Origin of the sequence: Glutamicibacter sp. (assembly GCF_050701915.1) — a bacterium.
In the GTDB taxonomy this organism is placed as follows: domain Bacteria; phylum Actinomycetota; class Actinomycetes; order Actinomycetales; family Micrococcaceae; genus Glutamicibacter.
Window position 1 is genome coordinate 1 of sequence record NZ_JBOGEG010000044.1, and the last position, 26,646, is coordinate 26,646.

At 60.4% G+C, this 26,646-nt stretch carries 25 protein-coding genes; 11 read left to right on the plus strand and 14 right to left on the minus strand.

The annotated features are described in order from the left end of the window. Positions 1 to 47 precede the first annotated feature (47 nt). From ACRDT3_RS17160 to ACRDT3_RS17170, 3 genes are read right to left on the minus strand one after another with little or no spacing between them, the layout of a single operon-like run. Positions 48 to 1,955 (minus strand): SIP domain-containing protein, encoded by a 1,908-nt coding sequence (locus tag ACRDT3_RS17160; RefSeq protein ID WP_431494144.1) that lies wholly within the window; start codon positions 1,953 to 1,955, stop codon positions 48 to 50. A 3-nt stretch (positions 1,956 to 1,958) separates the two neighbouring features. Next, on the minus strand, positions 1,959 to 3,035 hold the full coding sequence (locus ACRDT3_RS17165) for a FecCD family ABC transporter permease (RefSeq protein WP_431494145.1): 1,077 nt from the start codon (positions 3,033 to 3,035) through the stop codon (positions 1,959 to 1,961). A 26-nt stretch (positions 3,036 to 3,061) separates the two neighbouring features. Then, entirely contained in the window at positions 3,062 to 4,111 is a 1,050-nt protein-coding gene (locus ACRDT3_RS17170; protein WP_431494146.1) for a FecCD family ABC transporter permease, read from the minus strand. A gap of 35 nt (positions 4,112 to 4,146) precedes the next feature. On the opposite strand from ACRDT3_RS17170, the gene ACRDT3_RS17175 reads away from it, so the two are divergent. Then, positions 4,147 to 4,932, plus strand: a complete 786-nt coding sequence (locus ACRDT3_RS17175) for an MBL fold metallo-hydrolase (RefSeq protein ID WP_431494147.1) — start codon at positions 4,147 to 4,149, stop codon at positions 4,930 to 4,932. Positions 4,933 to 4,938: 6 nt separating this feature from the next. Here ACRDT3_RS17175 and ACRDT3_RS17180 read toward each other — a convergent pair whose 3' ends face one another. From ACRDT3_RS17180 to ACRDT3_RS17190, 3 genes are all read right to left on the minus strand, one after another. Further along, positions 4,939 to 5,997 (minus strand): ABC transporter substrate-binding protein, encoded by a 1,059-nt coding sequence (locus tag ACRDT3_RS17180; RefSeq protein WP_431494148.1) that lies wholly within the window; start codon positions 5,995 to 5,997, stop codon positions 4,939 to 4,941. Positions 5,998 to 6,187: 190 nt separating this feature from the next. Next, on the minus strand, positions 6,188 to 7,513 hold the full coding sequence (locus ACRDT3_RS17185; protein ID WP_431494149.1) for a permease: 1,326 nt from the start codon (positions 7,511 to 7,513) through the stop codon (positions 6,188 to 6,190). Continuing rightward, positions 7,510 to 8,253, minus strand: a complete 744-nt coding sequence (locus ACRDT3_RS17190; protein WP_431494150.1) for an ABC transporter ATP-binding protein — start codon at positions 8,251 to 8,253, stop codon at positions 7,510 to 7,512. The genes ACRDT3_RS17185 and ACRDT3_RS17190 overlap by 4 nt, the downstream gene beginning before the upstream one ends. A 132-nt stretch (positions 8,254 to 8,385) precedes the next feature. Here ACRDT3_RS17190 and ACRDT3_RS17195 point away from each other — a divergent pair, with 132 nt between their 5' ends. Together ACRDT3_RS17195 and ACRDT3_RS17200 are read left to right on the plus strand one after the other, a co-directional pair. Continuing rightward, on the plus strand, positions 8,386 to 8,646 hold the full coding sequence (locus ACRDT3_RS17195; RefSeq protein ID WP_431494151.1) for a thioredoxin family protein: 261 nt from the start codon (positions 8,386 to 8,388) through the stop codon (positions 8,644 to 8,646). Between the two features lie 55 nt (positions 8,647 to 8,701). After that, positions 8,702 to 9,355 (plus strand): YqaJ viral recombinase family protein, encoded by a 654-nt coding sequence (locus ACRDT3_RS17200; protein ID WP_431494152.1) that lies wholly within the window; start codon positions 8,702 to 8,704, stop codon positions 9,353 to 9,355. Positions 9,356 to 9,424: 69 nt separating this feature from the next. Here the strand turns inward: ACRDT3_RS17200 and ACRDT3_RS17205 are convergent, their stop codons facing one another. Further along, on the minus strand, positions 9,425 to 10,519 hold the full coding sequence (locus tag ACRDT3_RS17205; RefSeq protein ID WP_431494153.1) for a mechanosensitive ion channel family protein: 1,095 nt from the start codon (positions 10,517 to 10,519) through the stop codon (positions 9,425 to 9,427). A 211-nt stretch (positions 10,520 to 10,730) separates the two neighbouring features. Here ACRDT3_RS17205 and ACRDT3_RS17210 point away from each other — a divergent pair, with 211 nt between their 5' ends. From ACRDT3_RS17210 to ACRDT3_RS17220, 3 genes are all read left to right on the plus strand, one after another. Then, complete coding sequence (locus ACRDT3_RS17210) at positions 10,731 to 11,276, plus strand: AMIN-like domain-containing (lipo)protein (RefSeq protein WP_431494154.1); 546 nt, start codon at positions 10,731 to 10,733, stop codon at positions 11,274 to 11,276. A 95-nt stretch (positions 11,277 to 11,371) separates the two neighbouring features. After that, on the plus strand, positions 11,372 to 12,370 hold the full coding sequence (locus tag ACRDT3_RS17215) for a PhzF family phenazine biosynthesis protein (RefSeq protein WP_431494155.1): 999 nt from the start codon (positions 11,372 to 11,374) through the stop codon (positions 12,368 to 12,370). Between the two features lie 61 nt (positions 12,371 to 12,431). Continuing rightward, the gene (locus ACRDT3_RS17220) at positions 12,432 to 13,883 is read left to right on the plus strand and encodes a DHA2 family efflux MFS transporter permease subunit (RefSeq protein WP_431494156.1); all 1,452 of its coding nucleotides are present in this window, start codon (positions 12,432 to 12,434) and stop codon (positions 13,881 to 13,883) included. 85 nt (positions 13,884 to 13,968) lie between these two features. Here ACRDT3_RS17220 and ACRDT3_RS17225 read toward each other — a convergent pair whose 3' ends face one another. Together ACRDT3_RS17225 and ACRDT3_RS17230 are read right to left on the minus strand one after the other, a co-directional pair. Further along, positions 13,969 to 14,151, minus strand: a complete 183-nt coding sequence (locus ACRDT3_RS17225; protein WP_431494157.1) for a hypothetical protein — start codon at positions 14,149 to 14,151, stop codon at positions 13,969 to 13,971. A 104-nt stretch (positions 14,152 to 14,255) separates the two neighbouring features. Further along, entirely contained in the window at positions 14,256 to 14,687 is a 432-nt protein-coding gene (locus ACRDT3_RS17230; protein WP_431494158.1) for a hypothetical protein, read from the minus strand. A 161-nt stretch (positions 14,688 to 14,848) separates the two neighbouring features. Here ACRDT3_RS17230 and ACRDT3_RS17235 point away from each other — a divergent pair, with 161 nt between their 5' ends. Together ACRDT3_RS17235 and ACRDT3_RS17240 are read left to right on the plus strand one after the other, a co-directional pair. Beyond that, on the plus strand, positions 14,849 to 15,538 hold the full coding sequence (locus tag ACRDT3_RS17235) for a TetR/AcrR family transcriptional regulator (protein WP_431494159.1): 690 nt from the start codon (positions 14,849 to 14,851) through the stop codon (positions 15,536 to 15,538). Positions 15,539 to 15,640: 102 nt separating this feature from the next. Next, complete coding sequence (locus ACRDT3_RS17240) at positions 15,641 to 16,873, plus strand: acyl-CoA dehydrogenase family protein (RefSeq protein WP_431494160.1); 1,233 nt, start codon at positions 15,641 to 15,643, stop codon at positions 16,871 to 16,873. A 70-nt stretch (positions 16,874 to 16,943) separates the two neighbouring features. On the opposite strand, the gene hrpB is transcribed toward ACRDT3_RS17240, so the two are convergent. Together hrpB and ACRDT3_RS17250 are read right to left on the minus strand one after the other, a co-directional pair. Further along, positions 16,944 to 19,502: an ATP-dependent helicase HrpB gene (hrpB, locus tag ACRDT3_RS17245; protein WP_431494161.1), complete on the minus strand. Its 2,559-nt coding sequence runs from the start codon at positions 19,500 to 19,502 to the stop codon at positions 16,944 to 16,946. After that, positions 19,499 to 20,284: an alpha/beta fold hydrolase gene (locus ACRDT3_RS17250; protein WP_431494162.1), complete on the minus strand. Its 786-nt coding sequence runs from the start codon at positions 20,282 to 20,284 to the stop codon at positions 19,499 to 19,501. The genes hrpB and ACRDT3_RS17250 overlap by 4 nt, the downstream gene beginning before the upstream one ends. Positions 20,285 to 20,434: 150 nt before the next feature. Between ACRDT3_RS17250 and ACRDT3_RS17255 the strand changes: the two genes are divergently transcribed. From ACRDT3_RS17255 to ACRDT3_RS17265, 3 genes are all read left to right on the plus strand, one after another. Beyond that, positions 20,435 to 20,596 (plus strand): hypothetical protein, encoded by a 162-nt coding sequence (locus ACRDT3_RS17255; protein WP_431494163.1) that lies wholly within the window; start codon positions 20,435 to 20,437, stop codon positions 20,594 to 20,596. Between the two features lie 295 nt (positions 20,597 to 20,891). Beyond that, positions 20,892 to 21,953: an L-glyceraldehyde 3-phosphate reductase gene (gene mgrA / locus ACRDT3_RS17260; protein WP_431494164.1), complete on the plus strand. Its 1,062-nt coding sequence runs from the start codon at positions 20,892 to 20,894 to the stop codon at positions 21,951 to 21,953. A 272-nt stretch (positions 21,954 to 22,225) separates the two neighbouring features. Further along, positions 22,226 to 23,608, plus strand: a complete 1,383-nt coding sequence (locus tag ACRDT3_RS17265; RefSeq protein WP_431494165.1) for an NAD-dependent succinate-semialdehyde dehydrogenase — start codon at positions 22,226 to 22,228, stop codon at positions 23,606 to 23,608. A gap of 68 nt (positions 23,609 to 23,676) precedes the next feature. Here ACRDT3_RS17265 and ACRDT3_RS17270 read toward each other — a convergent pair whose 3' ends face one another. The 3 genes from ACRDT3_RS17270 to ACRDT3_RS17280 all read right to left on the minus strand — a co-directional run. Continuing rightward, entirely contained in the window at positions 23,677 to 24,819 is a 1,143-nt protein-coding gene (locus ACRDT3_RS17270; RefSeq protein WP_431494166.1) for an HTTM domain-containing protein, read from the minus strand. Next, on the minus strand, positions 24,816 to 25,619 hold the full coding sequence (locus ACRDT3_RS17275; RefSeq protein WP_431494167.1) for a DUF5819 family protein: 804 nt from the start codon (positions 25,617 to 25,619) through the stop codon (positions 24,816 to 24,818). The genes ACRDT3_RS17270 and ACRDT3_RS17275 overlap by 4 nt, the downstream gene beginning before the upstream one ends. A gap of 191 nt (positions 25,620 to 25,810) precedes the next feature. Next, on the minus strand, positions 25,811 to 26,646 hold an 836-nt coding region (locus tag ACRDT3_RS17280; RefSeq protein ID WP_431494168.1), incomplete at its 5' end, for a hypothetical protein.

Sequence of the window (26,646 nt, forward strand, 5' to 3'; positions counted from 1 at the left end):
CCCCGGCACTGCGTGCCGGGGCCTCGGGCGTTGGTTGCTGCTGCTGGCTAGTTCTCGGTCTTCCCGCGGCGCCAGTAGCCCATGAAGGCTACCTGCTTGCGGTCCACGCCGGCGTCGCGCACCAGGTAGCGGCGCATTTCCTTGACCGTGCCGGCTTCACCGGCAATCCAGGCGTAGAACGGTGCCGAGTTTTCCTGGCCCGTCTCCCACAGGATGTCCGCATCGACATCGATGTCTTCCGGCTCGGCGTTGGTATGCACTACGCCGGCGGCTGGAATCGCGACTACCTGGCGCAACGCCGACTGCAGCAATTCACCATGCTCATGGCTGCCACGGGTCAGCCACTGCACCGAGACGCCCGAACGGGTGGAGGCACCGAGGATATCGGTGGTCTCCGGGACTTCAATCAGCGCATGGCCGGTGACGTTCGAGGGCAAGGCCTCGAGGATGGCGCAGATCGCCGGGGCCGCGGTTTCGTCGCCGGCCAGCACCACGCGGGTTGCCTCGCCACGACGGAACTCGATGCCGCCGTAGCTGGAGTCGTTCAGGGTCTTGTTCGGGCCCAGCAGCAATAGCTGGTCGCCCACCTTGGCCCGGTCACCGAACTCCGTAGCCGGCCCGCCCTGGAGCTGGCCGTCAACCATGTGCCCGTGCATCACGAAGTCGATGTCCAGCTCCGCTGTGGCCCCGATGTTGTCCCGGTGCCCGGCTTCGCGGAAGGCTCGCACGGTATAGGTGCGCATGTAGCCGCGGGTGTCCGGATCAATCGACAACCAGCGCTTGTACCATCCCTGCTGCTCGGCAGGGCTGGTCATCGCCTCCGGGCGCATCGAGGCGATCTCCTCGGTCAGCGCAGTTCCGCCGGCCGGTGGCAGCAAGAGCTTGATGCGCATATCCAGCGGGTGGCTGTTGGTGCCGAAATGCTCCAGGTCCTCGCCGCTGACGGTCACCCGGCGGAAGGATGGCGCGAGCTGCTGGCTATTGACCACAGTGGTGTCGAAGGCCAGCGTCGGCACATGCTCATGGGCCGGGCGTTCGGAGTGCGGATCAAGCTGGCTGGCCGCCTCCACAGCTTGCTTCACATTTGCCGCCTGCTTCACCGCGGTTTTCTTCGCCGACGCTTCGGTACGGAAAATGCCCTTGGACGCCAGGACCTGTTCGGTGCGCAGCACACGGTGGCGGCCAATGGGCAGCACCAGCGGGGTGCCGCCCACCGGATCGGGGATCACCCGGCTTGGCATGCCGAAGACATCCTTGACGGTCTTTTCGGTGACCACATCATTGGGGTGGCCGGCAGCGTAGATCTTGCCGTGGCGCAGCGCCACCAGGTAGTCGGCGTAGCGGGCAGCCAGGTTCAAATCGTGCAGCACGATCACTACGGTGATCCCCCGGCTGCGGTTCAGCTCGCTGACCACATCCAGGACTTCGAGCTGGTGCGCCACGTCCAAGAAGGTGGTCGGCTCGTCGAGCAGCAGCAGATCGGTCTCCTGGGCCAGGGCCATGGCGATCCAGACGCGCTGGCGCTGTCCGCCGGAAAGCTCATCCACCGAGCGGTCGGCCAGCTCGGTGGTGCCGGTCAGCTCCATGGCGCGGTTGACCGCCGCCTCGTCCTCGGCAGAGAAGCGCTTGAACAGGCCCTGATGCGGGTAGCGGCCACGGCTAATCAGCTCGCGGGCGGTGATGCCGTCCGGAGCGGTTGGCGATTGCGGCAGCAAGCCCAGGGTCTTGGCGACTTCCTTGGCCGGCTTGGAGTGGATGTCCGCGCCGTCCAGGAGCACTTGGCCCCCGGCCGGCTTGAGCAACCGCGACAGTGCGCGCAGCAGGGTGGACTTGCCGCAGCCGTTGGCTCCGACGACGATGCTCACCTGCCCGGTAGGGATATCCAGCGACAGCTCGTCGACGATGGTGACCTTGTCATAGGCCAGGGTCAGATCGCTAGCCTGCAAAGTGGCCATGGGTTATGCCCCGCTTCCAGTTGAGTTTGCGCGCACCAGGATCCAAATCAGGAAGGGTGCACCGAATGCGCCGGTGATAACGCCCACCGGCAGCGAAAGATCCGCGAACAGGTTCGCGGCAAAGAAATTGGCGACGGTCACCAGCGTTGCCCCGGTCAGGCCGGAAAGCAAGATGTTAATCGGGCCGCGGGTCAGCGCGGCAGTAATCGGTCCGGCCAGGAAGGCAACGAACGCCATCGGCCCGGTGACCGCAATCGGCAGGGCGCCCATGGCCACGGCGACAAAGACCAAGATAGCCCGGGCCCAGCCCACGTGCAGCCCCAGGGCCGCTGCGGTGTCTTCACCCAGCTCCAGCATCTTCAGCTGGCCTAGCACCAGGGGCAGCAACAGGATGCCAATGGCACCGAGGGCCACCAGAAGCAGCAGCGCGTTCTCCCAGTTGCTCGAAGCCAATGAACCGGTCAGCCAGTGCATCACATCGCTGGCGGTATTCACCTGCGCCTGGGTTAGCAGGTACTGGATCAGGGCCTGGAGCATCGCGCCGATGGCCAGCCCGGCCAGGATCAACCGGGAACCGGTCCGCTTGCCCGCGGCCGAGAGCCAGTAGATCAGCGCAGCGACCAGCAGCCCTCCGGCCAGCGCGAAGGCGTTGAGTTTCCAGTCGGTATAGCCGAGGGTGATCATGGCGAAAACCGCGGCCGCCGATGCGCCGTAGCCCACGCCGATCACGTCGGGGCTGGCCAGCGGGTTGCCCAGCCAACGTTGGAACATGGCGCCGGAAATGCCCAAGCCGGCACCGGCCAGTGCGCCCACGGCGATGCGTGGCAGACGGTCGGACATGATGATGAAGCTGGTGCCCGGCACCTTTTCACCGGCCAGCACCTGGAAAACTTCGGCTGCTGGGAGGCGGTCCCGCCCCCAGAAGAGGTAGGCCGCTACGGTGAGCACCAGGGCCAGGCCCATCCACAAGGCGGTATGGCGCACCCGGGAGCTGCGGCGGGTGGCCAGCGCCGGTCCAGCTTTCGCGGCCGGCGCCTTGGCTGGTCCGCCCGTTGCTTTGGTGCTGCGTGGCTGGGTCATTTTGGCTGCTGTCATTTCGCTCGTGCTCACAGGCTCACCGACTTCATGCCGCTGCGCATCATGATGATGAAGATCGGTCCACCCAGCATGGCGCACATGACGCCTACCTGGATTTCGCTTGGCGGGGCGATGATTCGTCCCACCGTATCAGCCAGCAAGAGCAGGATCGGCCCGGCGATCACGCTCGCTGGCATCAGCCAGCGGTAGTCGGAACCGACCAGCAAGCGGACCGCATGCGGGATCATCAGGCCGACGAAGGCGATGGGCCCGGCCACTGCGGTGGCGGTGCCGGCGAGAATGACCACCCCGATGGAGCCGATCAGCCGGGCGCGGTTCAGGTTGAAGCCCAGGGCGATAGCGGTGTCATCTCCCATGGACACGGCATTGGAAACCTTGGCGGTGGACAGCACAATCAGTGCACCGGCAACCACCACGGGAATGGCTCCAAGGAAGGTGTCAATGCCGCTGCTGGACAACGTGCCGATCTGCCACATGCGGAATCGATCCATGGTGGCATCGGAAATCATCAGGATCGCGTTGGTTATCGCGCCAACGCCCACAGCCATGGCGGCACCGCCCAGCGCAAGCTTAATGGGGGTGGCACCTTCACGGCCCACGTTGGCCACGAGATAAACCAAGGCCATCACCCCGGCAGCGCCGAGGAAGGCGGCCACCATGATTCCGGCCAGGGAGCTGACACCGAGGAAGGCGATAGCCAGCACCACGGCCATGGAGGATCCTGCGTTCAAGCCGAGGATGCCGGTATCGGCCAGCGGGTTGCGGGTCAGGCCCTGCAATCCGGCGCCAGCCAAACCCAGGGCAGCGCCAACCACGATGGCTCCGACGGTGCGGGCAAAGCGGGATGCGACCACGCCCTGGTCGCCGTTGGACGGGTCAAAATTCCAGATGGCATCGATCACGGTGCCCAGTGGGACGTTTCGCGCGCCCAGCAGCAGCGATGCGAACAGCGCCAGCCCGAGCAGCAGGATCAGGAGCAGCATGGCGCTGAGCTTCCGGGTGGCCTTTGGCGACTTGGCCCCCGGTGTTTGGCGCGTAATACTTTCAGTCGCGGTCATTGGTTCCTACACTCATTGCTATGGCTCTTCTTCCCTTGCCCACTATTATCGCCCCAGGTATCGGCCTGCTTTGCGCGCAGAACCCTTCTGAAATGACTTTGGACGGGACTAATTCCTATCTTCTGTTCGACCCTGCCTTGGACGAACTTGCTCCTGGAACACCGGCGGTCCTGATTGATCCGGGCCCTGAGCTCGAAGAGCATCTGCAGGCCTTGGCAGCCTTCGACATCCAGCTGGTGCTCATTACCCATCGGCATGCCGACCACACGGGAGGCATTGATGCGCTCTACCGGATGTCCGGCGCACCGGTGCGGGCCGTGCTGGAGCAGTACTGCCGGGATGCTCCGGTCCTCGCCGATGGCGAAGAGATCCAAGCCGCCGGGGCCAGCATCCAGGTGGTTTCCACCCCTGGCCACACCTCGGACTCGGTGTGCTTCATCCGCCAGGGCGAAAGCGCCCACCTGTTCACCGGAGATACGGTGCTGGGCCGGGGCACCACCATCCTGGAACACCCGGACGGCACATTGGCCGATTACCTGGATTCGCTGCAGCGGTTGCTCGCGCTGCCCGATATGGCTTTGCATCCGGCGCACGGCGAGCAGCATGATTCCTCGCATCCGCTGCTGCAGCTGTACATCAAGCATCGCCATGCGCGCCTGGACCAGGTGCGTGCGGCTTTGCAGAAACTCGGCAAGGCCGGGGCCCACACGCAGCCAGCTGAATTGCTGGAGCATGTCTACCCCGACCTCGATGCGCGCTTGGTGGGCGCAGCTACCCATTCCCTGGAAGCCCAATTGCACTATCTGTCAGTGAATCCCTAGCCGAAGCTACTTCGCGGCCGCTGCGTTTTCGGCAGCCTTCACGATGCCTGGAACCACGTTCTCCAGTGCCCATTCGATGGACAGCGGGGAAGCCGCGGAGATCGCCAGGGTTGCTTCATCGGTGCCTGGCAGTGCCACGGCATCGTTCTTCGCGGCAGGGATCTGGCCGTACAGCGGCTGGCCCTTGGTGATCTCTTCCATGGTGTTGCCCGCAACGGCCGAGGCGAAGACGATGTCCGAATCCCACTCGTTGACCTTTTCAGGGGAGACGGTGAAGAAGAAGGTGTCCTTGGCGGCGTTCTTCTGCACGTACTCGGCCTGGGTCATGCCCAGTGCGCTCAGGAAGCGTGGGCGGGTGTCGCCTTCGGAGTAGATGTAGGCGGTGTCCGGCGCGGACAGGTCAGCTGCGATGAAGGTGGTGTCCTTCAGCACTGGGTTCTCTTCGCCCACCTTGGCCAGCTTGCCTTCGATCTCTTCGATCAGGGCGTCAGCTTCTTCTTCCTTGCCCAGCATCTGGCCGGCAGCCTCGGCGGCCTGTTCCCAGCTGGTCAGGTAGTTGGGCTCGATTGGGCCAACGACCGGAGCGATTTCCTGCAGCTTCTCGTACTGTTCCTTCTTCAGGCCCGAGTACGGAGCGAAGATGACATCTGGCTTGCTGGCGGCGATGCCGGTGTAGTCGATATCGTCTCCGACCTTGTACTGCACCGGAGCCTTCTCGGAGCCGATGGAAGCGCCCTGTTCTTCCAGAGCGGCGTCCTTCCATGCGGTGGAGTTGTTCTCGTTCATGCCGTAGGTGTCGGTGTCCATGCCTACCGGCACGGTATCCAGAGCCAGCAGGGTGTCAGCGTTGACCCACGAGATGGTCGCAATGCGTTCTGGGACTTCTTCGATCTTGGTTTCACCATAGATGTTTTCGATGGTGACCGGAGTGAAGTCTTCTGCAGCCTTGGCTGAAGTGTCAGCCGATGGATCCGCGGAGTTGCTCGACGCGCCGCAGGCGGTCAGGCCCAGGGCGAGGATGGCAGTTGAAGCGGCGAAAATTCCGGCGCGACGTGAATTTTTCATGGGTCGGTGATTCCAGACTATGCGAGGTTCTGTAAACGTAACGGTTAGCTAGGTTAGGCAAGCCTATCCGGGCCGTATGCCACGATACGCGTTTTTATGAGCATTACGCAACACGAAACGTCCCTAATCACCGACTCAGAAGTGACCCTATCCAAATCGGGCCTCTCTTTCGGTGTGCTGACCAGAGATTTTATTCTCTAGTTGCTAGCAGCTTCTGCGGATCAGCCACCAAAATTGCTCCCCGCACCAGCAGCAAACCAAGTAATACGGCGACCATTACCGTGACGACCGTCAGCGGCTTGAGCAGGATGGCGGCCCCGGCCAGTGGCAGCACGAGCACCGTGGACGCAATGGCGAAACCGATCGAGGCAGTCAGCGCCGGGATCATGATCGACTTGGTGCGCGCGGCGTTCATCGTCGCGTAGGGCATGCCCAACCGGTTCAGCCCGCGATACAGCTCAGCACGATCCAAGGTGCTGGCGCTTTGGGAGATCGCCGCCGAAGCAGCCACGCAGATGAAGCTGATCGCCAAGGTCACCAGCACGCCGGTGGTGACATCCGCGGGCACATGCTCCAGCCAGGAACCCTTGTCGAGCTCGTTTCCAGTCAACTCCATCAAGGCAGCACCGCTGCCGCCCACCACCGCGACGAAGGAAGCCATGGCCACCCCGGATACCTGGCGCCAGGATTCGGCAGGGCTTTCCAGGATCATGCGGGCTGCCAGCAGCTCTTGCGGAGTTTTGGCCTTGCGCAGCTTTCCCTTGCCGACCTTGGCCACCAGATACGGACCGACCAGGTTCAGGACCAGCAAGCCAAAGCCGAAACCGCCCACCACCACCGCGATTACCGCGGCGATGGATTGCACGAACTGGCCCATGTTGGAGAACACCATGTACAGCACCAGGATGCCGCCAACGGTGATCACCGCGCGCAGCCAGCTTGGGGTAGGCACCGTGCTGCGGGTTGCAACCGCCAACGGGGTGATCACCAATTTGCGCAGGCCGGCAGCGGCACTGCCCGCCGAGAGGAGCACGACAGCGACTACTGCTATCGCCAGCACCCACAGCGGCAAATAGATGGCCGAACCGATCGGCGCGCCTTGGAACGGAATCAAGGAAGCCAACGGGGCAGCCAGAAAATAAAGCACGATTCCGGCGAGCGCCCCGGCCAGTGCCGTGCCGGCGGCTTGCAGCACGGCAACGAGGCTGATCTGCGCACCGGTTGCGCCGAGCAAACGCAAGGAAGACAGGGCACGGTCGTTGGACCGCGCGGAGAGCCGGGCAGCGGCCGAGCCCAGCACCAGCAACGGGACCACCAGCAGCACCACGGCGAATGCTGCCAATGGCAGGTACATGCCCTGGGCTTCGGGCTCGAAACTGGTAAAGGAGTAGGCGCCTCCCAGCACGATCAGCAGGATCGCGCTGACCATGGCGTAGGCGCTGGCGGTCAGGATTTGTGGTGCCAGCCGGGATTTCGCCGGCCGGCCAAGCATCCATGACAGGTGCAGGATATTCACTTCTGGGCACCGCCATCCACGGTGCTCGATGGATGCAGGCTGTCGCTGATCAGCTGACCGTCCTGCAGCTGCACCACACGGTCGCAGCGCGCGGCAACGTTGGGATCATGGGTCACCATCACCAGGGATTTTCCGGCACCGACGGTGCACTGCAGCAAGGTGTCCAGCACTTCGAAGCCCGTGGTGGAATCCAGGGCGCCGGTGGGTTCATCGGCAAAGACCACCATCGCCCCGGTGACCTGTGCGCGGGCAATGGCTACTCGTTGCTGCTGCCCGCCGGAGAGCTGGCCGATTCGGCGTTGCTCCATTCCTGCCAAGCCCAGTTCTGCCAAGGCCGCCCCGGCGCTGGAAATGGCGGCGTTGCGTGGCACCCCGTTGATCATCAGGGCCATGGCCACGTTCTCTTCGGCCGTGAGCTCTGGAATCAGCAGCCCGGATTGGAAGACGAAGCCGAAGGATTCACGGCGCAGCTTGGTGCGGGCCTTGTCCTTTAGCCCTTGGATATCCACCGGTGCACGGCCCGGGAAATTCAGCATGATGCTGCCAGCGTCGGGAAGCTCAATACCGGCCAATGCGTGGAGCAGTGTGGATTTTCCGGAACCCGAAGGGCCCATGATGGCAAGGGACTGGCCCAGTGAAATCTGCAGATCGACGCCGTTCAGGGCAGTGGTGGAACCGAAGCTGCGGTAGAGTCCGTGAGCGGCGAGTACGGGAGGATGGCCAAGGGAATTTTCAAGCATGACCCAATGTTTTCAAGAATTGGCACCCGCGCACATCAGCGCACGGTTCCAAGTAGCGTCCGGCCGGGCTCATCCCCCGGTAGGAGTAACCGGCAGTTTGTTCACAACTACAGCAGGAGCAGTAAGCAACAGATGAAGCTGGAACTGTATACGCAGCCGTTCTGCGCGCCGTGCGTCCGCACGCGGCTGGCTGTCGCCCGCGTGCAAGAATTGCTGCCCGCGTTAGAAGTCGAAGAGATCAATGTCGTGGAGCAGGTGGACCGTGGCGAGGATATGGGAATCACCAGCACCCCGGTCATTCGACTATTGCAGGACGGGACGGAGAAATTCCGTGCCAGCCAGACACCGACTATCAATCAGCTATTGACCGCTATCGCAGAAGCCAGCGACTAGTCTCACGCCGGCTGGAAGTCCAAGGTGCACGGTTCTTGCCCATTCATGGGGAAGAATGGATCAAGTGATTACTGTGCCCGGCGTCCAACATGAATGCTTCGAACGTGTTTTAGCTGACTCTTCCAACCGCATTGAGTGGCTTCGCGCACGGGCCCAAGGCATCACCGCAACGGACGTGGCCAAGTTGTCCACCGAGAAGTCCATCAAGAACGCCGCTTGGGACAAGCTCTACGGCAATGGCTTCTCCGGCAATCCCTACACCGATCATGGGCGCAAGCGCGAACCGGTCATTGCCGCCTGGGTCCAGGAGAATTTCAATATTTTCCCCTCCTCCCAGCTCTTCCACTCGCAGCATTCAAAACTGCATCTGGCGACTCCCGATGGCTTGGGTTTTGATGCATCGGGCGTTCCGGTTTTGGCTGAAATCAAGACCACCAATAAGCCGTTCAAGAAAATCCCCAAGAACTACCTGCGCCAGGTGCTCTGGCAGCAGCATGTGATCGGGGCCGAACGCACGTTGTTCGTTTGGGAAGAGCACGATAATTTCGTGCCTGTGCGTGCGGTTCCCGAATACCTTTGGGTGGAACGCGACGATGATTTGATCCAGGATCTCATTGGCAAGGCCGAGTCGCTGATTTCCGCATTGCGTGAAGCGACGGCCCGCCAGGAGCGCTACAACGACTACGGACCGGCCGCATTGCGGCTCTAAGCTCCCAGATACGGCAATAGCCACTGATCCCAGTTCAAAGTACTGGAATCAGTGGCTTTCGTTTTGCCCTCAGACCGGGTTGCTTGGAATCATCCGGGGATCTGGCAGGCAATCAGGGTAGTTTTCCACCAGCTCAGCCAGCAGCTTCTCCCGAAGCATATTGCGCAGGTTCCACAGGTCCCCGGCGTTGCGCGCTGATAAATAAATGGTCACTGTTTGCAAGCCGTTTTGCGCGTCGGTCACGAGTAGCTCGTTGTCCCGGCCATCCCACCAGTCGGAGGCTTCAAGCAGTTCGCTGCTGCGCTGGCGCAGGTAGGAAATCGGTGCATTGAGCTTCAGCTGCAGTGCCACATTGCCGGAGATCTCCGTGCTGCGCCGAGACCAGTTCTCAAACGGCGTCGTGGTGAAGTAGGTCGATGGCAGGATCATCCGGCGCCCATCGATCAGGTGCACTACGACGTAGGAGAGGGTGATCTCCTCTACCGTGCCGCGTTCCCCCTCGACTACCACCGTGTCATCCACACGGATGGAGTCGGTAAAGGCGACTTGCAAGCCCGCAAATACGTTCGCCAAGGTTGACTGCACAGCCAGGCCAACGACCACCGAAGCCAGACCCGCAGAGGCCAACAGGCCCGCGCCCAGCGCTCTGACCTGCTCAATTGTCAGCAGCACCGCGGCGACAGCAATGATGCACAGCACCGCAACCAGCACTCGCCGCATCAGCCCGACTTGCGTCTGGACCTTGGCAAGCCTGCGTCCCGGTCCAAATCTCGCCTCAAAGCGCCCCATCATGCCGGCTTCAATCACGCGCACCAGTTTGATGATGAACCAGGTGAGGAAGAAGACCAGAAGGATCAGGATGACGAACTGCCATGGGTTGTACCAGGAGCGCTCGCGATAGAAGACCGCGAATGCCGACTTGGCAATGATCGAAGTGACCATGCCAAAGAACGGGAATCTGGTGGCTTTTACATCGGCTTCGTCCACGCCGATCCGACGCAGCACACGGCGGGCAACGCCACTGAAAACGAACGCCAAGATTGCGGCTACGAGCGCACCGATGAGCAGGACAACCCAAAATTGCAACGATTCGGGGAGGAAGCTTGAAGCTGTTATGACTTCCTCGACGGTTTCGTCGATGGGTTCAACGGGGGTAGGTGACATGTTTAAAGCATGTCATATGGCACTAAATAAATGCTGTGTGGAACCTGCATCCGGTCCTATGGCCGTGCAGTTCTCCAGCTCCATTGCAGAACCGTCTCAGAGTGGTTCCAATTCTTTTTTGCCCTTGTGCTTCTCCAGCTCCAGGCCTTTAGTTGATTCACTGGCAGTACACGCTGCCGGAGGGCGCAAACCAAGAGAGACGGTGATCCATATGCGCCACGGAAAAATTGGAATTGTTCTAGGCACGGTGGCGGCAGCTTTGCTCGTGGTGACCCCCGCTTCCGCTGCAGCACCGGCTCCGGCCGCCCACGCGTCTACTTCCTGCCCAACGGTTTATTGGGGATCCTTGGCCAAGACCAGCTCCTTGTCCACGCAATCCACGGTGGAAAATCTTCGTACCGGACGCCATCTTTGCTTTGACCGGCTGGTCATTGATCTCGCAGGTCCCGCTGCCAGCCATTCAGCCAGGTATGTCAGTGAACTGACCGGAATCGGTTCCGGCCTGGAGGTGGACACCAGTGGCGGTGCCAACCTCGAAATCTTGGTGCAGGCTCCAGCAGCCCCGGGCTTCAACCCTGGCGCTGAGGTGAAAAATCTGGGCTACACGACGTTCCGCCAACTGGTGTGGCTGGGCAGCTTCGAAGGCCAAACCAAAGTAGGGCTCTCCACCAGAGCGCGGCTTCCCATGCGCGTGTTCACCCTCTCTGGGCCTGGCGACGGTTCACGCTTGGTCATCGATGTTGCGCACCATTGGTAAATCAGGTTCATTTCCATGATGCGTTCGCAACTTTTTGCGTGACGTAACGCGTAACACCGGGTCAACCTGCTGATTAATGTGCCACCATGCTAAGTATGTCGCGCACATTCTCTTATCAGCAGGTTGACGTCTTTGCACCCACTGCTTTCAACGGCAATGGCCTGGGAGTCGTGTTCAATGCTGACAGCCTGAGCGATGACCAGATGCAGCACTTTGCGCAGTGGATGAATCTTGCGGAAACCGTATTCTTCGTCGAACCCACCGATGCGGAAGCGGACTATGCCATTCGCATTTTCACCCCGAGCACCGAGCTTCCCTTTGCTGGCCATCCGACGCTGGGCGCGGCTCATGCCTGGCTGGAGTCAGGTGGCGAGGCTGGTCCCGCAGGCCATCTGATCCAGCAATGCGGTGCCGGATTGATTCCGGTGCGTGTGGAACGCGAAAGCAGCGAGCGCCACTCGCGCCGCTTGGCCTTCCTCGCTCCCCCGCTGACCCGATCGGGCCCTTTGGAACCGGATGTCCTGCAATGGGCGATTGCCGGACTGGGCATTCGGGAAGATGACGTGGTGGACCACCAGTGGCTGGTCAACGGTCCGCATCCTGCAGGCCTGGTGCTGCGAGACGCCGATATCGTGCTGGGCATCGAACCCGACTATGAGGCGCTTCAGGGGTTGGAAGTAGGCGTCATCGGCCCCTACACCGCCGCCAGCGTCTCCCAGAGCGTGTGGCAACCACGCGGATCGGTCATGCCACGAGTTTCCGGTACCCGCGAAGAACTGCGTCCGTTGGACTTCTCAGATTTTGAGCGTTCCGAGGAGCGCTTCCGCAATGTAGTGCTCCAGCCTCCAGCCGACTATGAGGTCCGTGCCTTCATTCCCGGTGAGGCTGTTCCGGAAGACCCCGCCACAGGTTCGCTGAATGCTGCCTTCGGCATCTGGTTGACGCAGACCGGTTATGCACCCCAGCGCTATACCGTACGCCAGGGCACGCGTCTTGGCCGTGAAGCGATCTTGCATATTGAAGCTACCGAAAAGGGCGTCTGGGTCAGTGGCGATGTCGCCACCCGCATCTCGGGTGATGTGAGTTTCGACTGATTTCCTATGCATAGTTTCGCTATCCGTTTCGCAAAGGGCCGATAGGGACTAGCCTTGAGCAGTGCCTGAATCTGCGAATCCCGAAACACACTTCGACAAGAAAGCCGCGTGGCGTGCCCTCTGGGCACTGGTCATCGGCTTCTTCATGATCCTGCTGGACACCACGATCGTGTCCACCGCAATGCCTGCCATCATGAAGTCGCTGGATGCCGATATCTCCAGCATCCTGTGGGTCAACAGCGCTTACCTGCTCACCTTCGCTGTGCCGCTGCTGGTAACCGGGCGGCTCGGTGACCGCTTCGGTCCGCGCAATATCTACCTCATCGGCATGGTCGTCTTCTCGCTGGCCTCGCTGTGGTGCGGCTTGTCCGACTCCCTCGGCTCGCTGGTGGCGGCGCGCGCCGTCCAAGGCCTTGGCGCTTCGATGATTTCCCCTCAGGCCATGACGCTCATTACCCGGCTGTTCCCGTATCAGCACCGCGGTGCAGCCATGGGCCTATGGGGCGCCGTGGCGGGCATTGCCTCGCTGATCGGTCCGATTGCCGGCGGCTTGCTGGTTGACTCCATCGGCTGGGAATGGATCTTCTTCATCAACCTGCCCATCGCGGTTATCAGCTTGATCATGGTCTTCAAATTCGTTCCGGCCCTTGAGTCCCATGCGCATTCCTTCGACTGGTTTGGCGTCATCCTTTCGGCTTTCGCCATGTTCTGCTTGGTCTTCGGCATCCAGGAAGGCGATGCCACCAACTGGGAACCGTTCATTGGCCCGCTGAATTCGTGGCATCTGATCATCATCGGCGCTGTGCTACTGGGAGCCTTCATCTGGTGGCAGGCCAAGACCAAGTCTGAACCGCTGGTTCCGCTGCGTCTATTCAAGGTCCGCAATTTCTCGTTGGCCAATGTGGCAATCACCTTCATGGGCCTGACCATCGCAACCATCGCATTGCCTATGGTGTTCTTCTTGCAGAATGTTCGCGGGCTGACGCCAACCGAATCCGCGTTGATGATTTCTCCGATGGCTTTCGTGGCGATCTTCATCGCTCCGCAGCTGGGAAAGAAGGTCAATCAGCTCAGCCCACGGATCTTGGCCGTGCCCGGGTTCCTCCTGTTTGGCGGTGCCACGGTGGTCTACGCCTTCATGATGCACGCCGATATCCCGCTGTGGGCGCTGCTGATTCCTTCTGCGGTTCAGGGTGTCGGTTCAGCCATGATCTGGCCGTCCCTGTCGCTGGCAGCCACCAAGGACCTGACCGCCCGTGATGCGGGTGCCGGTTCAGGCATTTACAACACCACCCGGCAAATCGGTTCGGTGCTTGGATCCGCGCTGATCGCAGTGATGATGGATTCCCGGATTTCGGCGCAGATCGCGCAGGCAGATTCCAAGGATCCTGCGGCGCTCATGGAAGCCACGTCTGTTGGCCTGGGCCAGGCATTGATGCTGCCTGGCTTCATCGGCGTAGCCGCGGTGCTCGTTGTGGCGTTCCTCAGCGATGGCAAGAAGGTACCGCGCTAGCAGCCAGAAACTAGCGATTAACAATGCAAGCGCCTGATCCTGGACTAGTTCAAAGTCCGTTGATCAGGCGCTTGTGCTGTGGTCGTTAGACCTTGTCTTCGGGTTCTTCTTCGCCATCGCCGTTCTTGAATTCATCGACCTTCTCGCCGATTTTTTCTTGGGCGTCCGCTGCGAAGCTCTTGATGTTCTCGGTAGCGTCACCGGCGAAGTCCTTCGCGTTTTCGACTGCCTCGCCCAGCTTCTTCTTTGCATCATCTAAGAAACCCATTGGTTCTCCTCTTAGCTTGTTGTTCAAATATGGCCGCTGAAAACCGCAGTCTTCAAAATCAATTTACGGCTTGCTGAGCGTTTTACTCAAGAGAATTGCTGCGTTTACTTTGCTTTCTTGATCTTCTTGGCCCCCTTGCGGCCAAAGATCAATGCCACAGCGATACCTGCCAGCCATACATCCTTGGCCAAGGCGGTGCCATCCGCGGTTGGACGGATGCCGTCCGACTCGGTCATGCCCGGGGTGCGCAGGTAGGAAGCCAGCAGCACACCGGAGAACGCGCCCAGGCCCAGACCGGCCAGGCGCGATGGGATCAGCGGCAGCAGCAAAGCGCTACCCAGCGAGATCTCGCCGATGGATACGGCCTTGCCGAAAACTGCTGGTTCCAGCTCGGCCAGCTGAGGCACGCCGTTGGCCGCCATCTGCTGCAGGCCTGCCGCGCTGGCTTCATCGATGCGCAACTTGTTGATGCCGCTGTTGAGAATCAACGCACCACTGACCAAACGTAGCGCGGCGTTTGCAATCGAGATTCCCATGGGCCCTCACTTCTCTTTCATTTCGTCCAGGATTGGCGTTCCTGCATAGAACGCCCTGATGTTCAGCGTAGTCATGGGCGCAGTAGTTCACAATCATTTGCGCGGCGCGCATAGCTGAACCCAAGAATCTCCCAGCTTGAATCGTGCTAAATTCGTGAATCATGATCGCTTCTTCCGCAGTACCCCCAGCAGCCCTTGATCTGCTCATTACCCAGGGCTTCGATGCCACCAGCGTCGACGAGCTGGCAGTTGCCGCTGGTATTTCCCGTTCCACCTTCTTCCGCCGTTTCGGTTCGAAAGAAAATATGGTCTTTGCCGACCAGGAAATGATCATTACGCACGTCGAGACCACCCTGGCCGCCTCGTCGGTGGACGCAATCACGACGCTCATCGATGCTGCCCATGTGGTTTTCGACCAGTACACGGTAAATCCCGAAGGCGCCCAGCTGCGCCACAAGCTGCTCTCCTCGGTGCCGTCGCTGCGCGAGCGCGAGCTGGTTTCCACGCACCGATATGAACGGGCGTTTTACGGATTCTTGAATCGTCGCGATTTGGCGAAGAGCGCCACGGAGAAATCGCTGTGCCTGGGCGTTAGCGCCGGCTTGGTCGCGATCCACAACGATCATTTGCGCAGCTGGCTCAAAGACGCGCAAAGCACGGACCGTACGAAGCTGGCCGACGACGTGCGCCAGTTCCTGAACCGCTTCGCAGACCTGCTCGACCCTGAGCAGGCCGCGGCCGCCCCCAAGCCCGCGGCACCCAGCGTGGTGGTTTCGGTCTTGGATTCCGGCGCCGACGAGCAGGCGATTCTCCAGGCTGTCTCCCGTGCGCTCAAAGAGCACGGGAAATAATCGATTTCACCCCACATTTGAAACCTAGTTTCTTGACATGGCACTGCGTTCCACTAGTCTAGGAGTGAAGCTTTTTCACCGTAGCTATTAGGAGCATCTGAAATGTCCCAGCTGGAGACCGATTTTGAATTTCCCGCCGGCGTTGTTGAACCCGAATATGACCTGTGGTCAGGCGACGTCAATATCGATCCGACCGGAATCTTTGCCGAGGTAGGCGAAGCGGACAACGCTTGGCGCGCCAAGGCCCGCAAATTCATCCTCGACGAGGTCAAGAACGACATCCACGAGTACTGGGACAAGGCCGACTACCCGCTGCATCTGGTCAAGAAGCTTGGCGATGCAGACCTTCTGCGCGATGGACTGAACTTCGAGGGCTACGAAGAAATGAGCCCGCTGGCTGCCGGCTTGGTCAACATGGAAATGGCCCGGGGCGACGGTTCGGTCTCCACCATTGTTGGCGTCCAGGGCGGTCTGGCTCTTCGCTCCGTGCTGTACTGCGGCAACGCGGAGCAGATCCAGAAGTACGCCGTACCCATGCTGCGTGGTGAACTTCCAGGCGCTTTCGCACTGACTGAGCCAACCCATGGTTCCGACTCGGTTTCGCTGGAAACCCGTGCAACCAAGGTTGAGGGCGGCTACCGCCTGAGCGGTGAAAAGAAATGGATCGGCAACGGTTCGGTAGGCGGCGTGAGCATCGTTTGGGCCCGCGACGACGAAGGCAAGGTTCGCGGCTTCATCGTGCACCAGGAAGCCGAAGGCTACAAGGCCACCACTATCGAGAACAAGCTCTCCCTGCGCGCCATTTGGCAGGCGCATATCCGCATGGAGAACGTCTTCGTTCCGGACCACGACGTGATGCCCGACGCCAAGAGCTTCAAGGACACTTCCCGCGTCCTGTTCGCCACCCGGCTGGGCGTCGCCTGGTCTGCGGTGGGCCACGCGACCGCTTGCTACGAGTCGGCCGTGAGCTACGCCAAGCAGCGCGTGCAGTTCGGCCGTCCGCTTGCCGCCAGCCAGATCGTCCAGGAGCGCCTGGCCCGCATGCAGTCCGAGCTGGCGACCATCCAGGTTCTGGTCATGCAGGCGACCAAGCGCGAAACCTCCGGTGAGCTGACCGGCCCGCAGGCTTCGCTGGCCAAGTACACCGCAACTCGCACCGCACGCACCATCGCAGCGAACGCCCGCGACCTGCTCGGCGGCAACGGCATCCTGACCAGCAACCGCGTGGCCCGCCACTTCGCCGATGTGGAAGCAATCCACACCTATGAAGGCACCGAAACCGTGCAGGCGCTGATCATGGGCCGCGATATCACCGGCTTCTCCGCCTTCGCCTAGAACCTAGTCGCAGGAAAGCACGCCGGGACCCAGCTCGTTCTTCTGAGCATCGGTCCCGGCGTGCTTTTCTCTACGGCCGGCCCAAACGGTTCTTGGTCTTGGCCGTTGCCACGTGATCCCACGGATTCTCCGGCCAGGGATGCTTCGGGTAGCGCCCGCGCATTTCAGAACGCACCTGGGCGTAGGGCCCATTGAAGAAGCTCACCAAATCATCGGTCACCGCCAGCGGCCTGCCACCTGGTGAAAGCAAGTGGAACTGCACCGGAAGCTTGCCCTTGACCAGACGGGGCGACTTATCCAGCCCAAAGCATTCTTGCAGTTTCACCGCTACGACCGCTGGACCCGTTTCACCGACTTCAGGGTAGGCCACGGAAATCCTTGATCCCGAAGGCACCTGGAGCCGTTCGGGCACCAGGGAATCGAAATCATGGGCATGCTCCCACGGCAGCAAGGTCCGCAATGCCGAATACAGGTCAACCTTGGCCGCGTTCTTGCCGGTGGCTATCTGCCGCAAGACCGGCTGCAGCCAGTTTTCCGCCGATGCAATCAGGGCTTGGTCATCAACTGCGGCAAAGGGTTCCCCGAGCAACCGATGGGCCACGGCCATTCGCCGACGCAATGCATCAAACTTCTCGTGTGTTCCGAAGAAGGCTATCCCCTGCGTGGCTATCGCGCTGTTGACAGCCTGCATGCCCAGCTTTTCGGTGGCCTTGATCGGATGGGCGGCCAGCTCGATCTCGCCGAAGCTCTCGATCTGGCGAGCGGTGATCCTTCCGTCAACCAATTCAGCCATTTCGCGCTTCTGATGCATCTGCGGCAACAGGTCTACGGCAGTCTCAAGATCAATGCCAATGGCCCGTCGGATCACGGCCTTGGATCCAGTTCGGGACACCTCGGCGACCGCAAGAAATTCTTCATGCATCAGCTGGCTGCCCCGTGGCAAGGTTGCCCTGGTGCCCGAAGCCAACAGGTATTCGTCCGGGCCGACCTTGCGCGCAATCCATTGCGGGTATGCCAAGGCGCACACACCTGCCAGGGCCGCAGTTGCCGGTGCAGGCCGACGCCCGGTGCGGTTTGCGGTAGTACCCAGGAGCTTTTCCAGGCGCTGCGCTTCATGCTTCCAGGCATGGTTCGCCGGATGCGAACTGCGGCGAACCGCGGCAAGCAATTCATTCAGGTCTGCACTGGCAATGCGTTCCGAGCTGGCCAGCAATGCAACAGCATCCGAGGCGGCCCGGGGTCCGAAGATCTGGCTTCCTTCCAGCAACGCGCGGGCGGCACGCGGGTCTGCTGGGATCTTCATCATCTGCTCGCCCAAGGAGGTGATCTGCCCGGTTTCATCAACCGCGTCCAGGCTGCGCAAGACCTGCTCGTCGCTGGCCATGGTGCTAGCTGGCGGTGCTTCCCACATGGCCAGCCCGTCGCCACGCGGGGTTCCCCACGCCGCGAGCGACAAGCCTGCGGCCACCAGATCACCGGTGCGGATTTCCGGCGTGGAGTGCGCCGGGGCGGCGGCAAAGGATTTGGGGTCCAAGGTCCGCACCACCTTGCCCGGCCCCAGACGTCCTGCTCGGCCCGCCCGCTGGGTGGCTGCGGAACGGCTGGCAACTACTGTCATCAACCCCGAGAACCCACGTGAGCTGTCTCGGCGCGGCTCGCGGGCGTAGCCGGCGTCGATGACCAGATGCACCCGCGGCACGGTCACCGACGATTCGGCAATGGATGTGGAGACGATGATCCGCGGAGCGCTGCCGGTCTCTGGCTCGCTGAGGATCCGGTCTTGTTCCTTGGAAGAGATTTGCGAGTGCAGGGCCAACGCTTGCACCCCGGCGGCAGAAACCTGCGAGCAGACGCGTTCGACTTCTCGTACGCCAGGGACAAATACCAAGGTGTCCACCGGGGTGCCGCTTGCTGCGTTGGCCGCCGCGGAGTGCTGTACCGCAACGGCGGCAACGTGGCGCAGGTAGTCTTCGTTCAGCCCGCGTTCGGTATTCCGGGTTCCGGCGAAACTATCGAAAGCTTCTTGCACGCCAAATTGCGCGGTTTGGGCACTGAGCACCGGAGCTGGCTGGCCGCGGGTCAGCAGCGAGGAGAGTTCTCGGGCGTGCAAGGTGGCACTCATCAAGATCAGCGACAGGTCATCGCGCAATTCGCTGACCTGGTTGGCCATGGCCAGCAGCAGGTCCGTTTCGATCGACCGCTCGTGGACTTCATCAATGATCACCGCGCTCACACCGGCAAGATCCGGATCCGCCAGCAACCTGCGCAGCATCAGGCCTGCGGTCACGAATTCCACCCGGGTCTGCGCCGAAGCTTTTCGTTCCCCACGCACGGCGAAGCCGACGCGCTCCCCCAAAGCTGATCCATCAAGCTGGGAGAGGCGACGGGCCGCCGCTCGGGCAGCGACTCGGCGCGGCTGGGTCACGATGATCTTGCCACCCAGTCCTGCCTGGTCCAGCGCGTTGGCGACTGCGGGTGGAACTATCGTCGTCTTGCCGGATCCCGGTGGCGCCTGGATGACCAGCGGCTGGGCCGGATTAGCCGCCAAGGATGCAAAGAGTTCTTCCCTGCTGGGACCGAAGGCCAGCCCGGAAGAGATCCTATGCAGGTCGAAGGGGGCGAAACTCATGCTTGGCGTCCAGCCCAGAAGGACTCGATTGCGTTCACCACGGGCTCAATCGGGAACAGGGTGCTGCCGTGGGTTCGGCCCGGCAATGCCACCATGCGGGCATCAGGCAAGGTACGGACCATGATCTTGTTCTGGTCGAAGCGCGGCTGGTCCCGGGTGCCGATCAGCAGCAAGGTCGGGATTCTGATCTTGGCCAGATCGGACAGGTTGATGTTCTGCAAGGTCTCGGCAGCCTCGTAGTAGGCGGCCAGCGCCAGCGGGTCATTGGATTTGAAGGCCATGCGGGTTGCTGGATCCAGGCGTCCGTTCTTTTCCTGCCCGGTGACGAATCCTTCGATATCACCATCGCGAAGGACATCGAGGTAGCCAGGGAAGAAGAGCTTCCCGATTTCGCCGGGGGTAATTTCGTAGGTGCCGCCGAGCATGATCAGCGAGATCACCTGCTGCGGGTGGTGCATGGCCATGTGCAGCCCGGTGCGTGCGCCAAAAGAGTAGCCGACAACATGAATACGTTCGATGCCCAGGTGATCCATCACCGCGTGGATATCGCTGACCACCTTGTCCATGGTGTAGTCGGCCACATCGTGGGATTTGGCTGATTTGCCATGCCCCCGCAGGTCCATGCGGATGGTGCGGTGTCCCTCGCCCAGCGCCTTGGTGTAGCCGAGCCCTCGCCAGATGGACCGGGACAGGGCGGAGCCATGGAGGAACAGAATCGGTTCCCCGGCAGCCCCGTCATCGTCAAAGAAGATTTCAGAACCATCTGCGGGATTATTGATCATCGGCATGCCTTCGATTAAATCCTGTATTGCCAGTGAAGGCGAAATCAGAGTTTGCTGCCGCCCTCGACATCCGCGGCTAATAGGTGAACACTGAAGACACAGGGTCTAGCCACCCGCAGGGGGTGGCCCACGGAAGTTGGGAGGAAGAGCATGTCTGAACAATCAGCTGCTGGGCAGCCCGGTGGCGTTGATGAAGAAAAGCTGCGGTTGGCCGCAGAGGAAAAGAAGCGCCATGACGAGCACGACGAGGCTCTCGTCGAAGAATGGGAAGACGAATCATTCCCGGCATCGGATCCGCCCTCGAATTATTAGCCGCAGCATTTTCCCTAGAGACCGCACACGTTGCATTCAGCTGCTTTCAAGTTTCAGCTCCTAGTGTGGTTAATACCTTCTCAAGGTGCGAGTGATCTAGATGAACCGATCCGCACAGGCGTTACCTCCTTGGCCTGGCGGGTCGGTTCTTCATTTAACCCGATCCACGAAACCATTACGCACACAGCGGATTCACCTTTGCGCTATTTATTTAGTTCAGGCTCTGGCCTATTGTGGAAACTGCCTTCAAATCGATTTCCGCTCGCCAGCACTTGGCCTGGCAGAAAGGTGCCTCGTGGAATACGAACGCCTCCCGTCCATCCCGGAACTGCACCGTCCCTACACTGCTGCCGCAGACCGCTATGAGCACTTCGGCTACCGCCGCGTAGGCGACTCCGGCCTACGCCTGCCCCCACTGTCCTTGGGACTGTGGTGGAACTTCGGCGACAACCGCCCGTTCGACTCCCAGCGCGAGATCCTGCGCCACGCTTTCGATAACGGCATCAACCACTTCGACCTGGCCAACAACTACGGCCCTCCGGCAGGTTCAGCCGAAGAGAACTTCGGCCGCATGATGGAAAAGGACTTCAAGCCCTACCGCAACGAGCTGGTCATCTCCTCCAAGGCCGGCTACGACATGTGGCCAGGCCCGCACGGCACCTTCGGCTCGCGCAAGTACCTGCTGGCCTCCTGCGAAGCCTCGCTGAAGAAGATGAATCTGGACTACGTGGACATCTTCTATTCGCACCGTTTCGATCCGAAGACGCCCCTGGAAGAAACCATCGGCGCTTTGGATACCCTGGTTCGCCAGGGCAAGGCCACCTACGTGGGCATCTCCTCGTACTCGGCAGAACGCACCGCTGAGGCTGCCGCTATCGCCAAGGACCTGGGGACCCCGCTGGTAATCCACCAGCCTTCGTACAACATCCTGAACCCATGGGTAGAGCACGGCCTGCTGCAGACCTTGGAGAAGGAACGCATGGGCACCATTGCCTTCACCCCGCTGGCCCAGGGCCTGCTAACCGACAAGTACCTGGAAACCACTGATGTGGTTCGCCAAGGCGGACGCCGTTCGCTCGAAGCCCAGCTGACCGATGAGAACCTGGCCAAGGTCCGCAGCCTGAACGAGGTTGCGCAGAAGCGCGGGCAGTCGCTGGCGCAGATGGCCCTGGCCTGGTTGCTGCGCGAAGGCGCGGCAACCTCGGTATTGATTGGCGCCTCGTCCACCAAGCAGCTCGACGAGAACCTGGGTGCGCTTGACAACCTCGAGTTCACCGAGGATGAATTGGCCCAGATTGCCAAGATCGCCCAGGGCGATGCCGGAATCGACTGGTGGCGTTCTTCCGCTATCGGATAGCAACCCACTGAACACACAGGTAATAGCTGTGTTCGTGAGCCGTGGTTTCCAAGACAAGTCTTGGAAACCACGGCTTTTCCATTCGCTTCTGTCTGCAACTTTTCCTCAAGCAAAAAACCTCCTGTTCCTTGGTGGCTGAAAGTTGTTTCTGCGGATAAGCTCGGAGTAGACGAAATATGAAGTGAATTACATTCATTTATTGCGTGAAGTCCGCTAGCGTTAGATCCACACGGCTTACGCTGACCACTTTTGTGCATATGACAGGAGCATTGATGAGCGCCCCAACCTACAAGGTCTTGAACCCGGCTACCGGTGAAGTCGTCGAGGAATTCGACGCGGCAACCGATGATCAAGTCGAACAGTCGCTGGCTGCCGCGCAGAGCGCCTACGAATCATGGCAGGACGTTGACATCAACGAACGCGCCAAGATCGTCTCCAAGGTAGGCGCGCTCTTCGCCGAGCGCGCAGCAGAACTCGGCAAGATCATGACCACCGAAATGGGCAAGCCATTGTCCGAGGCCGTGGGCGAGGCTGAATTCTGCCAGGAGATCTTCGAGTACTTCGCCACCGAGGGTCCGGCCTTGGCCGCGGACCAGGAGATCAAGTCCTTCTCCGGCGGCAAGGCCGTCGTGCAGAAGCGCCCGGTTGGCCCGCTGCTGGGCATCATGCCTTGGAATTTCCCGCTGTACCAGGTTGCGCGCTTCGCGGCACCTAACCTGATGCTGGGCAACACCATCATCTTGAAGCATGCCGAGTCCTGCCCGCGTTCGGCCCTGGCCATCCAGGAAATCATGGATGAAGCCGGCGTCCCTGCAGGTGTCTACAACAACCTCTTCGCCACCCACGAGCAGATCTCAACCATCATCGCCGATGCCCGGATCCAGGGTGTCTCGCTGACCGGTTCGGAGCGCGCTGGCGCCATTATCGGCGAGCAGGCCGGCCGAAACCTGAAGAAGGCCGTGCTGGAGCTGGGCGGCTCGGATCCCTTCGTTGTCTTGGACTCCGATGACGTATCCGGCATCGTGGATACCGCTTGGGGCTACCGCATCGACAACACCGGCCAGGCTTGCAACTCGAACAAGCGCATGATCGTCATGGAAGACATCTACGACGAGTTCGTTTCCGAACTAACCAAGCGTGCCGAAGGCCTGCAGCCCGGCGACCCGATGGCGGAATCCGAAGGCACCTTCGCCCCGCTGTCCTCTCGCAAGTCGGCAGAGTCCCTCCACGAGCAGGTCCAGGATGCCGTCTCCAAGGGCGCTACCCTGCACGCCGGCGGCGTGCTGCACGACGGCCCTTCGGCCTACTACTCCCCTGCGGTGCTCACGGGAATCACCAAGGACATGCGTGCCTACTACGAGGAGCTCTTCGGCCCGGTAGCAGTGGTCTACAAGGTATCCAGCGACGAGGAAGCCACCGAACTGGCCAACGACACCATCTACGGCCTGGGCGGTTCTGTGCACTCCACCGATGTTGAGCGCGCCTCCAAGGTGGCGCAGAAGCTGCAGTCCGGCATGACCAACGTGAATGCAGCCAGTGCAGAAGGCGCAGAAATGCCATTTGGCGGCGTGAAGCGTTCGGGCTTTGGCCGTGAGCTGGGCCCGCTGGGCATGGACGAGTTCGTGAACAAGCGCCTGTTTTACGTAGGCGAGTAATACTTTAACTACAATGAGGGGCTGTTTCCTGATCATCTCAGGAAACAGCCCCTCAGCTTTGTTACGTTCTAGACGCTGACTTTTTGGTGCAATTCTTCATACGGTTCATCGCCGGGAGTCTTCTTCGCTTCTGGAGCGGCCGCCTCATCAGGCAAATCATTGACTGTCTTCTTGAACCAATTCGCTAATCGGCTCCAGGTGACGTCACGGATGAAGATGGCATCTACGCCAACCATTGCCAGGGAGAACCACGGCAGGCCCATCAAGATGGCAATGCCGATATGGAACGACACCATCGCAAAGAGCACAGGGATACGTGTCCACCGGAAGAGCAATGCCCCTGGGAAGCTGACTTGCAGAAGGATCGATCCAATACTCGCGATGGCAACAGACCACCCCATCGTGGTTATCAGTTCGCTGATCTCGGGCCATGGTCCAAAGCGCATCGTGTGCAGCGGTCCATAGACTGCCGTGCCCTCTTGCCACGGTTCACCGGTGGACTTGTATAGCGCACCCGAAACGTAAATCATGAACACCTGGCAGGCCAAGGCAATGATGGCCAGGTTGTGCCAAAGAGCGGTCAACGAGCTAGGCAGTACACGGGCACCGTTCCACAGCATTGCGAACGCGTTCCCGCTGTAGCCAGCATTGCGGCCACGGCGGCGTGCATCGAATGACCATCGAGCCGAGTGATCAGTAAACATCATCAGGAACATGGCAATACGCATGGCGTTATCGCCCTGATCGCTACCGAAGAACGGGGTTTCAATGAACCCGATCCATAGCCACAGGAAAACAGGAAGAACAATACGTGCGCGGTAGCCAACTATGAGCGTCACGGCCAATACCATCATCATTAGGAAGAAGATGGTCACCGCCGTATCGTTCTTCGCAATCGAGAAGAAGAAATCGAAGAAGCCGGTTTTGCCAAATGAGTTAATTGGTTCTTCAAGTTGGCCGGACCACGCTGCACCACTTCCATAGGTGTACAGGCGGGTGCTGAAATTAGTCAGCAACAGACCCAAAGCTGCCGACCCGAACAGGATACGAGCCACAGCGATGCCATATAGGGCGCGCTTCTGGTCATATAGCCAGCCTTCGACGGTCGCGATAACGTTCTTGCAGACATTGATGAAGTGCGGTGGCCCCTCACGCCAAAAAGCGGACCATATACGAGCAATCGCGGTAAATACCTTGGAAGCTATATTCATTTGCTTGCATCCACCGCTTCCAGGGAGTTGAAGACCTTGGCAAAGTTCGCTTGGCTTTGGCCGTCTATTATTGTCATTCCACGCCAGCCAGATTCGATAGTGACCGGCTTAGGTCGTTTCGCGTTTTCGTCATTTCTCTGCGAGTAGGGAACGACTCCTTGGCGACCAGCCCTGAACTGTATTCTAGAAATTTCCTCATCGCCCCAAACGGCCTTGGCAATCTGAGTAGCGTAGGCGCTTGCCTGCTTTTCTGCGACTAAGAAATCAGCGGTTTTATTTTTCGAGCTGCTTGAACTCTTCGTTGCCTGACTATTGAGTCGGTTAGTCATTCGTTGAGTCCAGTCATCTCCCTTGAAGTAACTGAGCTCGACTGATTCTTGCTGATTGTCGTTTAGTTTTCGCCACGAATTCTGGTAAACGCTCGACATGCGGTCGCCTGCTAGCGAAGCCCTCGGCGGAAACAAGTTGTGATGGATCATATCCATTTCGCGTTTCACGGGATCAATCCATTCCGTGATGTATTCTTCGCCCGCTTCATCCACGATGCTGGCTCGGACCTCAAAGGAATAGTCGCCATCGACCGGCTTGGGAGCAAATACAGACCAGCTTTGCCCAAACATAGGCATCATGTAGTTGCGCAACGCATTGTCTGGAACTATTTTGCGAATCTCATTTGTGGGAGCTACCCAGAGAAATGTCGCGAAAATATGCCATGCAGTCAGCAAGACACAGACGAATCCAACTAGCCGAAGCCATAACGGATATTTCCTACTCTTGGCGGTGCCAGAAGATACCGTCATTTCCCATTCCTGTCCGTTCGGGAATCTGATTCTCGCCCGTAAACTGGATCATCATTTTACGGGTATCCAATCTTCAATTTCGTTTCTTAGTTGGGGATTTACGCCCAACATATTATGCACAGAATAGACGATAAGCCGGGCCGACCAATGTGGTCAGCCCGGCTTGCCGTATTTATTACAAGGTCAAGCTACTATGCGCGCTTGCGACGAGCGATCATGATGCCCGCACCAGCTAGTGCCAGCAGTACTGCTGCACCGCCTGCCAGGAGAACACCCGATGCGCCGGTATCAGCCAGCTTGTCGTCATTCTTGCCATTGTTCTTGCCGTCGGAGCTGGAGTCCTTGTCCGATCCGTTCGAAGCCGAATCGCCCTCGGCTGCAGCGTCGTCAGCGTTCGAAGCCGAATCGCCCTCGGTTGCATCAGCGGTTGCATCAGCCTCGGCGTCAGCGGTTGCATCAGCAGTCGCATCAGCAGTCGCATCAGCAGTCGCATCAGCGGTCGCATCTGCCTCGGCGTCGGCAGTCGCGTCGGCAGTCGCATCGGCAGTCGCATCAGCGGTTGCATCGGCCTCGGCGTCGGCAGTCGCATCGGCAGTCGCATCAGCGGTTGCATCGGCCTCGGCGTCGGCAGTCGCATCGGCAGTCGCATCAGCGGTTGCATCGGCCTCGGCGTCGGCAGTCGCATCAGCAGTCGCATCAGCAGTCGCATCAGCGGTTGCATCAGCAGTCGCATCAGCAGTCGCATCAGCCTCGGCGTCAGCGGTTGCATCGGCAGTCGCATCAGCAGTCGCATCGGCAGTCGCATCAGCGGTTGCATCAGCAGTCGCATCAGCGGTTGCATCAGCAGTCGCATCGGCAGTCGCATCAGCGGTTGCATCAGCAGTCGCGTCGGCAGTCGCATCAGCGGTTGCATCAGCAGTCGCGTCGGCAGTCGCGTCAGCGGTTGCATCGGCAGTCGCGTCGGCAGTCGCGTCAGCGGTTGCATCGGCAGTCGCGTCAGCGGTTGCATCGGCAGTCGCGTCAGCGG